13 protein-coding genes and 1 rRNA gene are annotated in these 16,006 nt (G+C 42.2%); all 14 read right to left on the reverse strand.

Going from position 1 to position 16,006, the window contains the following annotated elements; genetic code table 11:
* Positions 1-4: 4 nt before the first annotated feature.
* Positions 5-1,447 (reverse strand): HlyD family type I secretion periplasmic adaptor subunit, encoded by a 1,443-nt coding sequence (locus HKX40_RS06240; RefSeq protein WP_343043014.1) that lies wholly within the window; start codon positions 1,445-1,447, stop codon positions 5-7.
* Entirely contained in the window at positions 1,444-3,564 is a 2,121-nt protein-coding gene (locus HKX40_RS06245; protein WP_171588703.1) for a type I secretion system permease/ATPase, read from the reverse strand. The genes HKX40_RS06240 and HKX40_RS06245 overlap by 4 nt, the downstream gene beginning before the upstream one ends.
* Positions 3,565-3,566: 2 nt before the next feature.
* Positions 3,567-4,832, reverse strand: a complete 1,266-nt coding sequence (locus HKX40_RS06250) for a TolC family protein (RefSeq protein ID WP_171588704.1) — start codon at positions 4,830-4,832, stop codon at positions 3,567-3,569.
* 274 nt (positions 4,833-5,106) lie between these two features.
* Positions 5,107-6,099: a mechanosensitive ion channel family protein gene (locus HKX40_RS06255; RefSeq protein WP_171588705.1), complete on the reverse strand. Its 993-nt coding sequence runs from the start codon at positions 6,097-6,099 to the stop codon at positions 5,107-5,109.
* Between the two features lie 173 nt (positions 6,100-6,272).
* Positions 6,273-6,848 carry a peroxidase-related enzyme gene (locus HKX40_RS06260; RefSeq protein WP_171588726.1) on the reverse strand — a complete coding sequence of 192 codons (576 nt, stop codon included), beginning with the start codon at positions 6,846-6,848 and terminating at the stop codon, positions 6,273-6,275.
* Positions 6,849-6,857: 9 nt separating this feature from the next.
* Entirely contained in the window at positions 6,858-7,355 is a 498-nt protein-coding gene (locus HKX40_RS06265; RefSeq protein ID WP_171588706.1) for a CMD domain-containing protein, read from the reverse strand.
* 17 nt (positions 7,356-7,372) lie between these two features.
* Complete coding sequence (locus HKX40_RS06270; protein WP_171588707.1) at positions 7,373-8,671, reverse strand: acyl-CoA thioesterase/bile acid-CoA:amino acid N-acyltransferase family protein; 1,299 nt, start codon at positions 8,669-8,671, stop codon at positions 7,373-7,375.
* An 11-nt stretch (positions 8,672-8,682) separates the two neighbouring features.
* Positions 8,683-10,245: an ABC transporter substrate-binding protein gene (locus HKX40_RS06275; RefSeq protein WP_171588708.1), complete on the reverse strand. Its 1,563-nt coding sequence runs from the start codon at positions 10,243-10,245 to the stop codon at positions 8,683-8,685.
* A 21-nt stretch (positions 10,246-10,266) separates the two neighbouring features.
* Positions 10,267-11,256 carry an ABC transporter ATP-binding protein gene (locus HKX40_RS06280; protein WP_171588709.1) on the reverse strand — a complete coding sequence of 330 codons (990 nt, stop codon included), beginning with the start codon at positions 11,254-11,256 and terminating at the stop codon, positions 10,267-10,269.
* Positions 11,253-12,251, reverse strand: a complete 999-nt coding sequence (locus HKX40_RS06285) for an ABC transporter ATP-binding protein (RefSeq protein WP_171588710.1) — start codon at positions 12,249-12,251, stop codon at positions 11,253-11,255. Before HKX40_RS06285 ends, HKX40_RS06280 begins: the two co-directional genes overlap by 4 nt.
* On the reverse strand, positions 12,248-13,147 hold the full coding sequence (locus HKX40_RS06290) for an ABC transporter permease (RefSeq protein ID WP_171588711.1): 900 nt from the start codon (positions 13,145-13,147) through the stop codon (positions 12,248-12,250). The genes HKX40_RS06285 and HKX40_RS06290 overlap by 4 nt, the downstream gene beginning before the upstream one ends.
* Entirely contained in the window at positions 13,144-14,118 is a 975-nt protein-coding gene (locus tag HKX40_RS06295; protein WP_171588712.1) for an ABC transporter permease, read from the reverse strand. Before HKX40_RS06295 ends, HKX40_RS06290 begins: the two co-directional genes overlap by 4 nt.
* Positions 14,115-15,560 carry an NAD(P)-binding domain-containing protein gene (locus tag HKX40_RS06300; RefSeq protein ID WP_171588713.1) on the reverse strand — a complete coding sequence of 482 codons (1,446 nt, stop codon included), beginning with the start codon at positions 15,558-15,560 and terminating at the stop codon, positions 14,115-14,117. The genes HKX40_RS06295 and HKX40_RS06300 overlap by 4 nt, the downstream gene beginning before the upstream one ends.
* Before the next feature lie 363 nt (positions 15,561-15,923).
* Positions 15,924-16,006, reverse strand: a 5S ribosomal RNA gene (rrf, locus tag HKX40_RS10890); the annotation flags it as partial.

A 16,006-nucleotide genomic window follows, 5' to 3' on the forward strand; every position in this document is an offset into this window, starting at 1 on the left:
AAAACTACCTTTCACTTAGAGCCTGCTTCATCCGAGTAATAGGTTTGATGAGATATTGAAAGACTGTTTTTTCACCAGTTTTAATATCTACTGTCACCACCATACCAGGAATAATAGGCATCGGTTTGCCATCACGGTCTTTGAGCTCACTGCCCTTGGTTTGCACCAAAATACGATAATATACAGCATTACTATCTAGTTTTAAGGCACTAGCATTCCGATGGTCATCGGTCAAAGTATCTGGACTAATTAAAGTCACTTTGCCCTCCAACCCTCCATAGATAGCATAGTCATATGCTGTGATTTTAACAATGGCATCTTGTCCAGGGCGAATAAATGCTACGTCTTTAGGACGAATATAAGCCTCTACAAGCAACGTTTCATCTACTGGGATAATCTCCATGATGGTTTGTCCCGGATTCACCACCCCACCAATGGTATTGATTTTAATGCTTTTCACAATCCCTTTCATTGGCGCACGAATCAACGAACGCTCTACTGGGTCAGCTCGTAAGGCAATATTCTCACGTGCCTGAGCCAACTCAGACTCTGTCTTGACTAGCTCATTGCTTGCATCTGCAGAATAACGATTCTTTCGATCAAGAATTTGGGTGGTTAATTCACTGGATTGACGTTGCATACGGAGGAGTTCCACTTGGGAAACAACTCCTCGCTCTACCATGGGTTTGGTAATAGCAATTTCTCGTTCAAGAACTGACTTGCTTTGTTCAAAACTAGATACGGCTTCTTCCATAGCTTTGCGACGTGCATGATACGCCGTAGTTTCACGCTCCACTAATTCTGCTGGCGTGTTTTTAGGAAAAGTAAGTGGTGTATCGTAGGCCTCTGCTCGTAAACGTGCCACAATAGCTTCTAAGTTTTGCACTTGAGCTTCACTTTGGCGGAGAATAGCCAGACTACGGGTATCATCTAGTTTTAAAAGGATTTGACCTTTTTCTACTAAGTCCCCTTCTTTAACCAACATTTCTTTAATAATACCTGGATCCTGACTTTGCACAACTTGTTCGTGGCTACTAGGGATAATACGCCCTTCTCCACGAGAAACTTCTTCTAATGGACTAAAGTAAGCCCAAATCACAAATACCACCATGAAAGCACTAAACAGTGTAATAGTCCAAAAATAACCATGATGTTTTTCTGTTTGTAAAGCAGCATTTAAGTCATTTAATAGTTTTAAATCGCGTTTCTTAACACGCTCTTGAACTGTTAATGGCTTGGGAGATGGGGCTTGTCCGGCGGCAGGCACTTGTCCAGCTACCGGGACTTGTCCGGCTGCTGGGACTTGTCCGGCTGCTGGCACTTGTCCGGCTGCTGGGGCTGCTATTTTGGACTGATTTTCTTCTCTTACAGAAGTGTCTGCGGAAGAGGCTTCCCCAGCATTTTTTGAAACCGATGCTTGGTTTTCTGATGCTATTTTATCGGTCACGATTGTTTCTCCTGAAGTTTACGGATAACCGCATCACGTGGGCCATCCATCACGACTTTACCTTGTTCCACTACAACAACACGCTCTACGAGCTTAAGAACTTGTGGGCGGTGAGTAACCACAATCAGTGTTTTATCTTTTGTCCATTCTGCTAGCCCCTGTAATGCCTGTCTTTCAGTGTTCTCATCAAGACTTGCTGTGGGTTCATCAAGCAATACCACTCGTGGATGGCGCAGGGTAAGACGAGCCAATGCAACGGTTTGTTTTTGACCGCCTGATAAACCTTGTCCATTTTCACCTAATGGCATATCCAAGCCACGAGGATGACTGCGAACCAGATTAACAAGATTAAAGCGTTGTAAGGCAATTAACAGTTCTTGGTCTGTCGAATATCCATCCGTACGCGAAATGTCTAAGTTTTCGCGCAATGTGCCTAAGAATAGACGGGCATCTTGGTTGAAATAAGCTATTTGATCACGCAAAAAGTTAGGATCTAATTGACGCAAATCAACTCCATCTAAAGTAGCTGAACCAGAAGTAGGCTCTAAAAGACCCGAAGCTACTTTTAAGAACGTACTTTTACCACTACCGATACGTCCGATAATCCCTACTTTTTCGCCAGGTCTAATAGATAAGCGAAAACCATTTAATGCAGGGGCACTATCTTTGTTATATTGAAAGCTGACAGTATTAAAACCCATCGCTCCATGTACCTGATCTAGGGCAAGATAGGTACGACCAGGATCGCGTTCAACAGGACGCTCAACGATGGCATTAATCCCTTTTAGAGCATTACGTGCTTGTTGGAAACGGGTAGCAAGACCAGCAATCTGCCCCAATGGTGCAAGGGCTCGGCCAGACAAAATAACTGAGGCAATCACTGCCCCCATCGTGATACGATCAGAGGGATTTTCTGCATGAATGAGGTATGTCCCCAATAACACCAAAAATACGGTGTTTAGCTGCTGCATCGCTACAGTAAAGTTGGTCATAAAGCTACTAATCGTTTTCACTTTCATGGAGGACTTCGCTGTACTTGCAGTGTAATATTCCCAACGTGCTTGTGCCCAACTCGCCGCATTATTGGCTTTTAATGTTTCAATACCATCAATGGCTTCTACTGCCAAACCTTGACGCTGAGACCCCTCTTTCATAGACGCATTGATATACTTGGATAAAAGAGGTTGAATAGCAATCCCTACAATAAAGACCAGAGGGATAATAGTCAATGGCACAAAAGCTAATTTACCTCCAACAATGGAAATAACAAAAACAAACAGTAGCAGAAATGGCAAATCCACCACGGCCAAAATACCCGCACTGGTCATAAACTCACGCACTGATTCAAAGTCTCGTAGGTTATTGGCATAAGAACCTGATGAAACAGGCTTCTCAATTAATCGAAGTGCCATCACTCGGCGAAACAACGCTGAACTAATAACTAAATCTGCTTTTTTTCCTGCAATATCTGTTAAGTGTGCTCGGATTTGTTTAGCAATAAACTCAAAACTAATCGCTAAAATAACTCCTATACTAAGCACCCACAGGGTTTCATAGGCCTTGTTGGGAATCACTCTATCATAAACATTCATCACATAGAGTGAACTCACTAGGGCAAGAAAATTAATCAAGAAAGAAGAAATCAATACTTGCGTATAATAACTTTTAAAACGCCAAATCACTTTCCAAAACCAAGCTTTGGGAAGCGTGTATTCAGGCAATTCTGAGCGCACATCTTGGGTCACTTTAGGTTTGATAAACCAACAGTATCCCATATAGATTTCACTGAGTTGTTGGTGACTGATTTTTTGAACAGGCGCATCACCTTGATAAACCATATATTCACGTGCTGTGCCACTGCCCTCTACTTTAGAAATAACGGCAGCTTCTTCATTTTGTAGAATGACCACAACAGGAACGGACAAAGATGGAATATCTTCTAGACGCCGCTTGGATAAATGGTTCTCAAATCCATGACTCTGTAGTACCGCTTGTAATGATTGAAAATTAACATCAAGACGTCTATCTCGCATAACATTTGCAGATAGTGCCGCCTCTGCTACAGGAGCCCCTAATAGGCGTGTTGCTAGTGATAAATGTTTAATAATATGATTCATAATTATAAATTCTCAGGTAATCCAGCCCAACGAGCGATTTTTGCCTGAGCAAGTAAAAATTCTAATGTTGATGTACGGAACTCATGGCGAGCATTAACATAGGTTGTCTCGGTACGAGATAAGTCCGCATAGGCATCTAATACCTCCAATAAGGTACGACGAGATACTGTAAACTGTTCGGCATAGTCATTGGCTACCTTGGTTTGTACTGTGACATGACGCTGAGAAATATTCGCCTGATTTTGGCTCTGTAGCATATTGATTTTGGCGGTTTCATAGCGTTCAGTAATATCGCGTTTGATTTGTTGCAGACGCGCTTGTGCTGAATAAACCTTGGCTTTTGCATTTTCAGTATTGTAGTGTGCAGGACGATTAAATAAGTCCCAGGATAATGTCACTTGGGCATTACGGTCATACCGTGTAGCCAACCCCTCTAAATTGATTTGAGGTTTGGTTGTGGCATCAGTCACATCAATATCAGCAATCGCACTGTCCAATTCTGCCTGCTGTGCTAACATGCTAGGATGTACATTGTCTTTGGGGCCTTCATTAAAGGTCTTGAAGAAGTCTTCTGCTTTTTTATCTTTGAAAGGATCGATTAAATCATTAACAGTAAGGCGTTTATTAAAATACAGATTAAGACGACTTAAGGTAGTTTGCAAACTACGTTCTAAGTCCACAATGCTGGATTGTGCTTGTAAATAACGTGATTCTGCCTGAGAAAACTCTGACAATCGACCTGTATCGTAGGTACTCACCACCCTCAGATTGTCCATGAACTTTTTGTGACGTTCTAAGTTGCGCTTGGCCACCTCTAGTGATTCTTTGTAGTAAATAGCAGCAACATATAGATTCGCAATTTCGCTACCCAAGGTCTCCCGTGTCTCAAAAAATTTATAGTAAGCTGAACGCTCTTTTTTCTTGTCACGGTCAATAGAGGCCTCAATACCACCCCATGAGTAAAGATTTAATTTACCGCGTAAGCCTGCATCGGTCTCTCGATCATAGTCTGACTCATAACGGTGGTGCTGTCCTAACATATGCGAAGAAGTTACCGCAACGGTAGGATAATGTAATGCCTCTGATGCTTTACGGTTTTGTGTTGCGGCATCTTGTTCTGCCTTTGCTTCTAGCAATCTAGGATCTTGTTTTAAGGCATATTGCAAGACTTCTTGCAACGGTGTTTTTGCAAAGCCAGTGTTAGGCATAGCGGTAGCTAACACCATCATCACAACTGAATGTGGTAGATATTTAAGAGTTTTTTGCATAATCAATGTAAAGAAAAAAGGGGTGTAAAAGACACTCCCTGATTTTAGATATAAAGTTTTGCTGTAATTTTACTTCGAAACCATATGTTTTTGAAAGGTTTTTTGTTATCTTTCTATAATGAAATGTACATTCTTTTTATACATATCCCTTTATTTTTCAACTTTACAGTGTATTTTTTACATTTAGTGTCAGAATTTTAACTCAAAACAACAGTACGTCTATGTTTGAGTTCTCCGCCACGGGGGGGCGAAGAACATGACATGGTTGCATGAGTTATTTTTGGGCAGAAGCCTGGGAACTTGCATTAAGTTCCTCCGGTACCGTTGCCCCATCAGGATTGTAAATACGAATATCCATTTGATTAAAAGGAATTTCTATACCGTTTTCATCAAAAGCATATTTAATCTTTTCTAGTAGGTCCCAACGCACTGGCCATGCATCTTCGGTGCGTGTCCATGGTCTTGCCCAAATCTGAATACTACTGGCTGCCCAGTTACCGACGACAATCGTAGGCTCTGGATGTTTAAGAATGCGTGAGTCTGCATCAAAACATTCTTTAATGATGCGCTTAGCAGTACGAATGTCCGCATTATAAGAGATGTCCAGTACTAAATCTATCCGTCGGGTGTGATTATTATCATAGTTGATAATGTTATCGCTCATCACTTTGCCATTAGGAATAAGAATTTGGCGATTGTCAGGAGTACGCATCTCTAGCATTAAAATACCCATGCGCTGAACAATCCCTGTCACCCCTGCTGCTTCAATGGTCTGATCTTTTTTAAATGGTTTAAAAATTAAAATCATCACACCTGCAGCAAAGTTTTGAAGCGAATTTTGCAAAGATAAACCAATCGCTAAACCTGCTGCCCCCACTAAAGCGACAAGAGAAGAGGTATTAATGCCTAGCTGTGATAATGCGGCAATCGCCACAAAGAGTAAAACACCAAACTTAACAATGGATCCCACAAAGCTGCTTAAAATATCATCTTTGGAAGATTTACCCACCAATCGTGTTACCAAACTCTCAATAATATTCGCAATGTATTTTCCAATAAAGAAAATTACTAATGCCAAAATAAAATTCGTGATATAAGGAATAGCAGCATTAATTAAATGAACAAGATTATCCTTTTCAAAAAAATGCTTGGCGGCATCAATTTGCTCACCAATATTGGGAGGTGTAATTTGGGTAACAGCTTCTGCTGTCTTTTCAGCAGCATTGCTCGCTTTATCCGCCGCTGTTGCTACAACTTCATTTGCCATAAGTCGTTCTTCCTTTTGTTATAGACAAGCGTTTATTTTAACCGATACTCATAACGACGACCAATAAGCACCCAAAAAATAACATTACCAACCATGACAAGCGCTCTACCACAGCAACCGCTCTACCATGACATAGTCTCACCTACCAAGAAAACGGAAGGTGGTGTGAGCCTTTATTTAAATACTGGCTCGCCAAGATTTAGCATCAAACGATTTGCCCACCCAAAAATAGACACAGCATGGATTAAATCTAGGATTTCTTTCTCATCTAGCCCCAAGTTTTTCAGTGTGCGGATATGCTCTGGTCCAAAATTCTCTGGATGCTGAGTTAGTGCTATCGCCAGCTCAATCACCGCTTTATCACGTGCATTTTCACCCGCAGTAGTCAGGTTATCAAAAACCTGCTCCACCACTTGGGGACGTTTAGAGAGCTGCTCAAAACGTTGTGCATGCACAGACGCACAATATACACAACCATTAATACGAGAAACAGCCAATGCCCCCAATTCCCTATCAGCACGCGCCAATCCTCCAGGGGCATACATGATGGCATTATAAGTTGAAGAGCGTTGCTCCAAAATCTCAGGTTCATGAACCAATAATAAATAATAATCTGACGTTTTGGCTTGTGGATGACTTGCTTCCAATACCTCTATTTGTTTGGGTGTCGCAGTATCAAGACTAACCACATCTAACCATGCTTTCCAGCCTAAAGTAGCATTTGTAAATCCGTTTTTCTCAACTGTCATCATACTCTCCTATAGGGCTTGCTGCATAGCTTTCAACCCTGCAGCTAAACGTAATTGATAGGACAAAAAACCAATTAACTGACTTAATGCCACAATGTCTGCCGTTGTCATTCCTGCTGTTTTTAACGCAAGCAAGGCAGCTTTATCCCCTTCTTTTGGCTGTACCATCAAGGTATGCGTAAATTGTAAAACTTGTGCTAGGGCTACATCAGAGACCTTTGCTATGTCAACCTCCTGAATAGCATGTAAATCAGCTTCACTCACACCAGCTTTTACTGCCTGCTCAGCATAATGTGTCACAAACTCTGGTATCCCTACCAATACACTACTCAGCACTGCCACAGCATAACGCCACGACAACGGTAAATGTAAAGCAGAATCAAATAAAGCATCGTAGCTAGCTTGTGTGCCAGTCACTACTTTTTCACGAAATTGACGTATCTGAAAAAGTGGACTGTCTGTTTGAATATTTAAGACTTTGTTGACAATATCTTGTTGTACATTCATAGATTATCCTTTGAAAATCATAATGTTGGGTAATATCCTGTACTATCGAATAAAAACTGTTGTACATCTTTCCATGCTTGCTCATTGGCATGAGCATTGGCCAACATCGTCCCTCCTTGCGTGCTAAGACGTTGCGATACAGGATGTTTATGTACTAATTGTGTTGTAGGAAGATAAGGAAAGACTATAGTGTGTCCTGCTTGTAAATGATGACTCCAGCGATAAATATAAGGATAATGGTGTGCTCTTAAGGTATCCATCACCATCTGGCTATACCACTGTGATGGCCAGGCTCCATCATCCTCGGCAGAAATCAACAAGATAGGGCAACGACAATGTTCTACACGAATCCTTGCACGAGCAACAGCGTCCTTATCCGCCAATGCTGTACGTACTGCTAACTCATGTCGATGCGGAGGATCTCCCTCATCAAACGGAACCCATGTCGCTGTTTTATTGTTTTCCCACACATGGGGAATAGGCTTACCATTTAACAACCAAGCATAACCTTCTCTTCCAAGTTTAGGGTCGGCTGCATTTTGGGCGCTATGAACGACAGCTCCTGGCACAAACGCAATAATAGCGGAAACTTTGTCAGGAAATAAACTGCCCAGCAAAAGAACTAATTCTCCACCTCGTGACTGCCCACTTAAGGCAACAAAGTTATGACGAGGTTTATAATGCTCTCGCAGCCAATCTATCCCTTTCACAAAGTACTCTAATGGGGTATTGGAAATATAGTCTGACAGACCTGGGGCTTTAAAATATGCCAAAGCAAAAGCAATATATCCATGTGCAGCATATAAAGCCGCCCTAGGTTCATTGATGCCACCACCAGATCCATTTAGGACAATAACAGCAGGATAACTTCCTTTGTGTTTAGGTTTAAAAATTGTCCCTACTAACCCATCTTCACGCACTTCTATGCGTTCTACATCATCGTGAGCAAATCGTTGTATCAATTCACCCTCGGCAAGCAATACTCCCTTAGCATAAACACTCACTACTGTGATTAATGGTTGTGTCACATCTTCGGGAAAAACAGCACTGCCTTCTTGGGTGGGAGTCTGCGAAAAAATCAACCCCATTGCTTCTACGCCTTGATAGCTTCCTCTTAAGGGGGCATCTTGTTGTAAATCAATACTTCCAGTAGCATTGGCAAGAAATACAGCTTCACTTTGCCAGATCACTTGTTTGGCACGCAACGTTTGTGTCCTCAACGTCACTTCTGTATTAGGCAATACCCCCTCAACAGAAATAGCTCTAGGAACATCAATAAGTGCGTCACGTGGTGTTATATGAAGCTGTACTTTCATTGCCTTCTCTCTTATTCTTTCGTCACCATCACAGGAACAGTACGATCAGAACTTAACGGTTTAACAACTAACCCTTTTTTGGCCGCCCAAATATTTTTGTAGTGAAAAAGAGGAATAATACCTACTTCATCACTCACCACTTGAGCTGCTTCACGCATATAACCTTCACGTTTGGCTTGATCAAACTCCTTGGTTGTTTGTGCTAATAAAGAATCAAACTGTGCATTGCTAAAATGTCCCCAGTTAGATGCACCAAGCCCTTTTTCAGGATTAACAGTTGCCAAAATGCTCACCATAGCATAACTTGCTTCACCAGTACCATTGCCCCAAGCAATCACACTCATCGCATACTCGTTTTTCTTGGCACTGCCGGCATATACGGCCCAAGGAACAACTTGCACCTCTGTTTTCACACCAATACGTGTCCAAAACTGTGCCACAGCTTGTACGGTTTCTGGTGCCAATGGATAACGGTCACTAGGTACATGAACTGTGAGCTTAAAACCCTCTGGATAACCTGCTTCAGCAAGTAATTTTTTCGCTGTTGCTGCATCAAACGCAATATTTTTAATCGCTGGGTTATATCCAATACTACCCTCAGGCATCCACTGATTAGCAACCGTCACACCGTTTTGCAAGATACGAGAGGCAATAGCATCGCGGTTAATTGCAATGGACAATGCTTTACGCACTCGTACGTCTAATAGTGGGTTTTTATCAAGAGGCTTGCCAGAGTTATCGGTAATGTATTTGTTTGGGCTTGGGTTAAAACTAGGTTGTAGGATAAGTACACGCAAACCATTATAAGCGTAGACACTAACTTTTGGATTTTTCTCCAGCGAGGGTAAATCAGATACAGAGACTTTATCAATCACATCTACATCACCTGCAAGCAGGGCAGCTGTACGAGCTGCGGCATTGGCAGTATAACGATAATCAACACTGTCCCAAAGTACTTTGTCTCCCCAATAATTAGGGTTCGCTTTCGCCACAAAACCTTTGCCTGGGGTATAGCTTTCTAACACATAAGGACCTGTACCAATTAAGGCTTTACCTGAATTAAAGTCCTCGCTAGTTGCTTTTTCTGTTGTCGCTTTATGAACGATAGGTACTGAAGCTAGGTTTAAGGGTAAATCAGGATTGGGGACGCTAGTTTTGAATACCAAGGTATTGGCATCTTTAGCAGTCACGCTCGCCACTGTACGTACATAACTTGTAAAGGGAGCGACTGATCCTGGTACGTGACGGATACGTTCGATAGAATAAATCACATCATCAACAGTTAGTAAGTCACCATTACTCCATTTTACATTGGGGCGTAATGTAAATTCCCATGTATTTTCATCAATATTCTTCCATTCTGTTGCTAAACTAGGCAATAATTTTTGGTGATAATTGCTTACCAACATATCAAAGAAGAATAAGCCTGCTGAACGGTCACCCGCATAGTTGTTGAGTTGTGGGTCTAATGAAGAAAGATTATCAGCAAAAGCAATCTTCAATGGTTCTGCTTGTACGGCTCCTGCTGAGGCCAATAACGCCGCGGTTAATACACTTAATAAAGTTTTTTTCATCACAATTCCTTAAATATCGAATTAATCGTTTAAATGACAAGCACTAAAATGCTGTATAGCTACTTCTTTTAATACTGGAACCTCTTGCTTACATCGCTCTGTTGCATAGGGACATCGTGGATGGAAATGACAACCCGAAGGTGGATTCAATGGACTTGGAATCTCCCCTTTGAGAGCACTAAAAATCTTTTTGCGTTCATTCATCTTGGGCCGCTCAGCCAGTAAAGCCCGTGTATAGGGATGATTGGGATGCTGGTAAATTTCTTCAACCTTACCACTTTCAACCACCTTACCTAAATACATGATGACTACACGATCAGAGAAATGTTCCACCACACTCAAGTCATGGCTAATAAAGAGATAGGTTAGATTTAACTGCTCTCGTAAATCCATGAACAAGTTAATAATTTGTGCTTGGATAGACACATCCAGTGCTGCAACAGCTTCATCACAAACAAGCATCTCTGGTTTAACTGCCAAAGCACGTGCAATACCTATCCGTTGGCGTTGTCCTCCACTAAACTGATGAGGAAAACGGTAACGCAAACTTGCACTCAGCCCTCCTCGTTCTAACTGTTCAGAAACATAAGCATCCAGCTTCTTTTTGGACACCAAACCATGTTGGTAAGGCGACTCACCAACAATTTCTTGCACTCGCATTCTTGGATTCAAGCTGGCATAAGGATCTTGAAATACCATTTGCACTGTCAGTCTCGCCTCACTTAAGGCTTTACCATGCAAACTATGCCAATCCTGTCCTTTAATTAAAACTTGTCCCTGACTAGGTTGAATAATGCCAGCTACCATTCTACCTAATGTAGACTTGCCACAACCAGACTCACCAACAAGTCCAACGACTTCACCTTTGTAAATAGATAAATTAACATCGTCTACCGCAGTGGTCACTGGTTTACGCTTAGCCAATCCCATTTTTTGCCAAATACTGGGATTGGTTTGACCAAACTGTTTGCCAACATGATTTAACTGAATCAAGGGTAATAAATCACTCATATTGACTCTCCTAACCTCACAATCTGTGTGGCATTAGGGAAAAAGCATCGTACCTTATGTTCACGAATCAAGGGAATCAACGCAGGAACTTGACGACACTGATCCGTAGCACGACCACAACGTGTTGAGAAAGCACAGCCTTTGGGTAATTGCAATAAATGTGGTGTAATGCCTGGGATTTGTTTAAGGTGCTTACCTCGCTCGTTATTAATGGGTAAACTTTGCATTAACCCTTCTGTATAAGGATGCTGTGGATCATCCAACACCTCATCCACTGTACCCTGCTCCACAATCTTACCGGCATACATCACTGCCAACTCATCCGCCAGCCCTGCCACTACAGATAAATCATGAGTAATCCAAATCAAGGCAGTACCATAGCGTTGCGAAAGCTGCTGCACTTCTGACAAAATCTGCGACTGAATAGAGACATCCAAGGCTGTCGTTGGCTCATCAGCAATAATTAAATCTGGTTTTAAAAGCAAGGCTATCGCAATCGCTACCCGCTGACGCATACCACCAGATAACTGGTGTGGATAAGCTCTCAGACGTGTTTCTGGACTTGCTATCCCCATCTGCCCCAAGGTATCTCTTGCCAACTCCCAAGCTCGTCGTTTGCTCATTTTCTGATGGGCTTGGATTGTCTCTACCATTTGGGTATCAATGCGTAATACCGGATTTAATGTCATCATCGGATCTTGGAAAATCATGGCAATACGATTACCTCGAATTTCTCGCATCTGTCTAGCATTGTAAAGTCGCAAGTCCTCGCCATTAAACAAGATTTGTCCTTCTGTGACCTGCCCCGGCTCATCAATCAAGCCCATAATCGAAAAACCAGTCACCGACTTTCCAGAACCTGACTCTCCTACTAAACCAAGAATTTTGCCCTTTTCCAAGCGTAAGGAAACATCACTCACAGCATCAATTACACCTTCTTTGGTAAAGAACTGTGTGCGCAAATGACGGACATCTAACAAAGGGATCTCACTCATTGCTGCCCCCTTGGGTTAAAGGTATCTCGCAAACGATCACCGACTAAATTCAATGACATAATTGTTAATAACAAAGCAACACCGGGCAAGAAACTAATCCAATACTGACCAGACAACATAAACTGGTAGCCATTAGAAATCAGTAAACCCAAGGATGGTTCTGTAACTGGCACCCCTAAACCTAGGAAACTTAATGTGGCTTCAAGGGTAATTGCACGAGCAATTTGTAAAGTACCAATCACAATAATCGGAGGCAAGCAATTAGGTAAGATATGTCGCCACATAATTCGCCAGTTTGAAATATCTAAATTGCGTGCTGCCTCTACATACTCTTTTTGACGCTCAGACAACGCCTGCCCTCTTGCAGTACGTGCATAGTATGCCCACTCTAAAATCGCTAATGTCAAAATCACATTACCAATCCCTTTACCTAGATATGCCAAAATCATCATGGCAACAAGGATAGTTGGAAAAGACAAAATTAAATCAATGATACGCATAATAGTAGCATCTACACGCCCACCAAAATAAGCTGCTATCACTCCTATAACCGTACCAACTGTCCCTGCAATTAAGGCAGAACCTAGCCCAACAATAAGACTAATCCGCAGTCCGTATAAAATCGCCGAATATAAGTCACGACCTTGACCATCTGTCCCTAACCAATAAGTAAAGGTATCCATCCCATTGCGTGAACCCGGAGGCAAACGAGAATCTAGGATGTCTAGCTGCAATAAATCATAAGGGTTTTGGGGGGTTAACCACGGAGCAAACACCGCACCTAAGAGCAATAAAACCGCTATTGCAAACCCTATACAGGCCAATTTGGAAGAGAAAAAGTATCGCACCCATTCACCAATAAGTGATGGTTTTTTGCTATTTAATAAATCACTCATACACTTTTCTCCAAACGCACACGAGGATCTAAAAGACGATAAGCAATATCCACCAGTAAATTGATGGTGACAAAGACACAAACTACTACAACCAAGTAAGCCAAGATAACAGGACGGTCCAAACCATTAATACTATCTAAGATTAGCTTGCCTGCTCCCGGCCATGAGAAAATACTCTCGGTCACTACAGCACCAGCGATTGTAGAGCCAAGTTCAAGTCCTAATACCGTTGTCAAAGGAATTAGGATATTACGTAATACATGGGCAAACATAATTCGTGCATTGCTAAGACCTTTGGCACGAGCAAACTTGATAAAGTCCATAGGTACCACTTCACGTACACCGGCATAAGTGAGTCGAATCACAAGAGCCACTTTGAAAAGTGCCAGATTCAGTGCAGGTAAAAGTAGATGAGACAGTCCATCTAAAGTCAACCAAGACCATTGCAACCCCAAAATCTCTACCGTTTGCCCTCTACCACTGGCTGGCAACCACCCTAAATGAACACTAAATGCCGTGATAAGCATCAATCCCACCCAGAAAGTAGGAAGTGATACGCCTAGGATACTTCCTGTCATCACAGTATTTGCAAACAAAGAATTAGGGTATAAGCCTGATACTAGTCCAAGTGGAACACCAATGATAATGGCAATAATCAATGCAGCAAATGCAAGTTCTAAAGTTGCTGGAAAACGTTGCAACACAAGATTGATAGCAGGCTCATTGTAGACAAAACTTTTACCCAAATCGCCATGAATAGCAGACTGCAAGAAAAGCAAGTACTGTTTCCACAAGGGTTGATCCAGCCCCATTTGTGCAATCAGCATGGCCTTATCGCGTTGATCCGCATCAGGGCTTATCAAAATATCAACTGGATTACCAATAGCATGTAGCCCCATGAAAACAATAAAGGTCATGAGCAGTACAATGACTAATGCTTGTAATAATCGCCTAATCAGCCACGCAATCATAAGGTCCTCTGTGTAATAGGAGGAGCAACTTCCCACTCATCTCCATCCAATTCTGGTTCCGCATAAGCTTGAAGCTGGTTATAATAGCTTTCAACATCTTCATTAAAGAGTGAAGACGCAATACCTTGAGCAATAGCCCTCGCACCATCTGAAATCGCAGGAATATCCCCGGATACAGTACCATGTGAGGCAACTGCCGGGTAGCTAAAACAATAGATATTTTCAAGTCCTTTGATAGATGTTTCTGCTTTAGGTTGGAATTGGAAATGTTCACCTAAATCAGGACAGGCTCCTAATTCTGCATCTTCCTCGCCCTCAGGTGCTATAAAGCGGTCTGCCCAGGTACGGACAAAAGGAGCAAACTGATGATATTCTGGGCGCAGAGACCAATCAATTTTAAAACCAGTAGCCAAAAATAAGAAATCCAACTCAAATACGCCTTTTGTAGTGTAAACACGCACAGTTTTATTATCTGGACTTTCTACTTTTTCTATCGCGCAACCTGTATTAAAAAAAGCATTTTCATGATGAGAAACACGTAAAGTACTTCCTTTTGGAGGGGGGACTTGAGCTTTGTTAATATAATGTCTAAAACGCCATTTCCACTCATCAGGTAAATCGGCGTACCCATGTACAAGACCTGGACTACCAGCCCCTTTGCCTTTATTAATACGAGGAATATCTTGACGACGAATGATTAACTCTACACGTCGAGCCCCCTCCTCTAAAGCCGTTGCAGCACTATCCATAGCAGAGGCACCGGCACCAATCACACCGACGACTTTATCTTTGAGAGAACTATAGTCATAAACATCTGAAGAATGAGCCCACAAATGGCGAGGAAGTTGATTCACAAATTCAGGGAGTGAGGGACCACCTAAACCATCGCGCCCAGTGGCTAAAATAAGGCGACGAGCTAAAATACTATGTGACTGCCCTTGATGCTCAACAGTAAGAACTAAATAATTATCAGGGTGCAGAGCTACATCAGTAACACTATGCTCATTATGGACGTTTACCTCCATCACCTTACGGTACCAACGCAAGTAGTCCATCCATTGGAGGCGAGGGATTTTATCCAGTGCTTCCCATGCTTCCTGCCCAAACTGTGCAACAAACCAGGCACGAAATGTGAGAGAAGGAATGCCCAATGCCGGTCCTGTCAGTTGTTTAGGTGAGCGCAGTGTTTCCATACGAGCAGTAGTTGCCCAAGGTCCTTCAAATCCCTCTGGTGAGCGATCTAGTACATAGGATTGAATACCCAAGTGTCGTAATGCTGTTGATACCGTTAGGCCTGCCATTCCACCACCAATAATCACTACGTCGTGCAAGGGTTGTCCATCAACAATACGTGGTTTAACCCAAGATTTAGCAGGTAGCTCTAAGAGAGATAGCTCATGAGCAAGGGTTTGTTCAAGTTGTGTGAGACCTGTGATTGACATTTTATTCTATACCTTTCATGGATTATTCTTTATAAGCAGAAAATCTTATATATGTAATTTTTAGAATAATAACTCATATATGAGTATAAATTCATACGTTTTAGTTATAAGAATATGTCTAAAAGAAATCTCTTGTTGAGGGGGCTGATTAAGCAAAGAGCCTCTTGAGGGGTGTTTATTTTTCTGATTAAGCAAGGGGCAGCAGTCGTTCTCAATATCTAAAAGTAATTCGTTGTTTGAGAGGGAGTTTTTTCTGATTAAGCAAGGAACCTACTGGGAGGTGTTATGAGGGGTGGCTTGAGTTTTTTTCTAGGCAAGCAAAAAAGCCTCTTGAGGGGAACTCAAGAGGCTTAGGAATGAAGAGCTTGACGATGTCCTACTTTCACAGGTGTCCACCCACTATCATCGGCGCAAAGGCGTTTCACTGTCCTGTTCGGGATGGGAAG

The organism is Pelistega europaea (genome assembly GCF_013133775.1).
In the GTDB taxonomy this organism is placed as follows: domain Bacteria; phylum Pseudomonadota; class Gammaproteobacteria; order Burkholderiales; family Burkholderiaceae_B; genus Taylorella; species Taylorella europaea.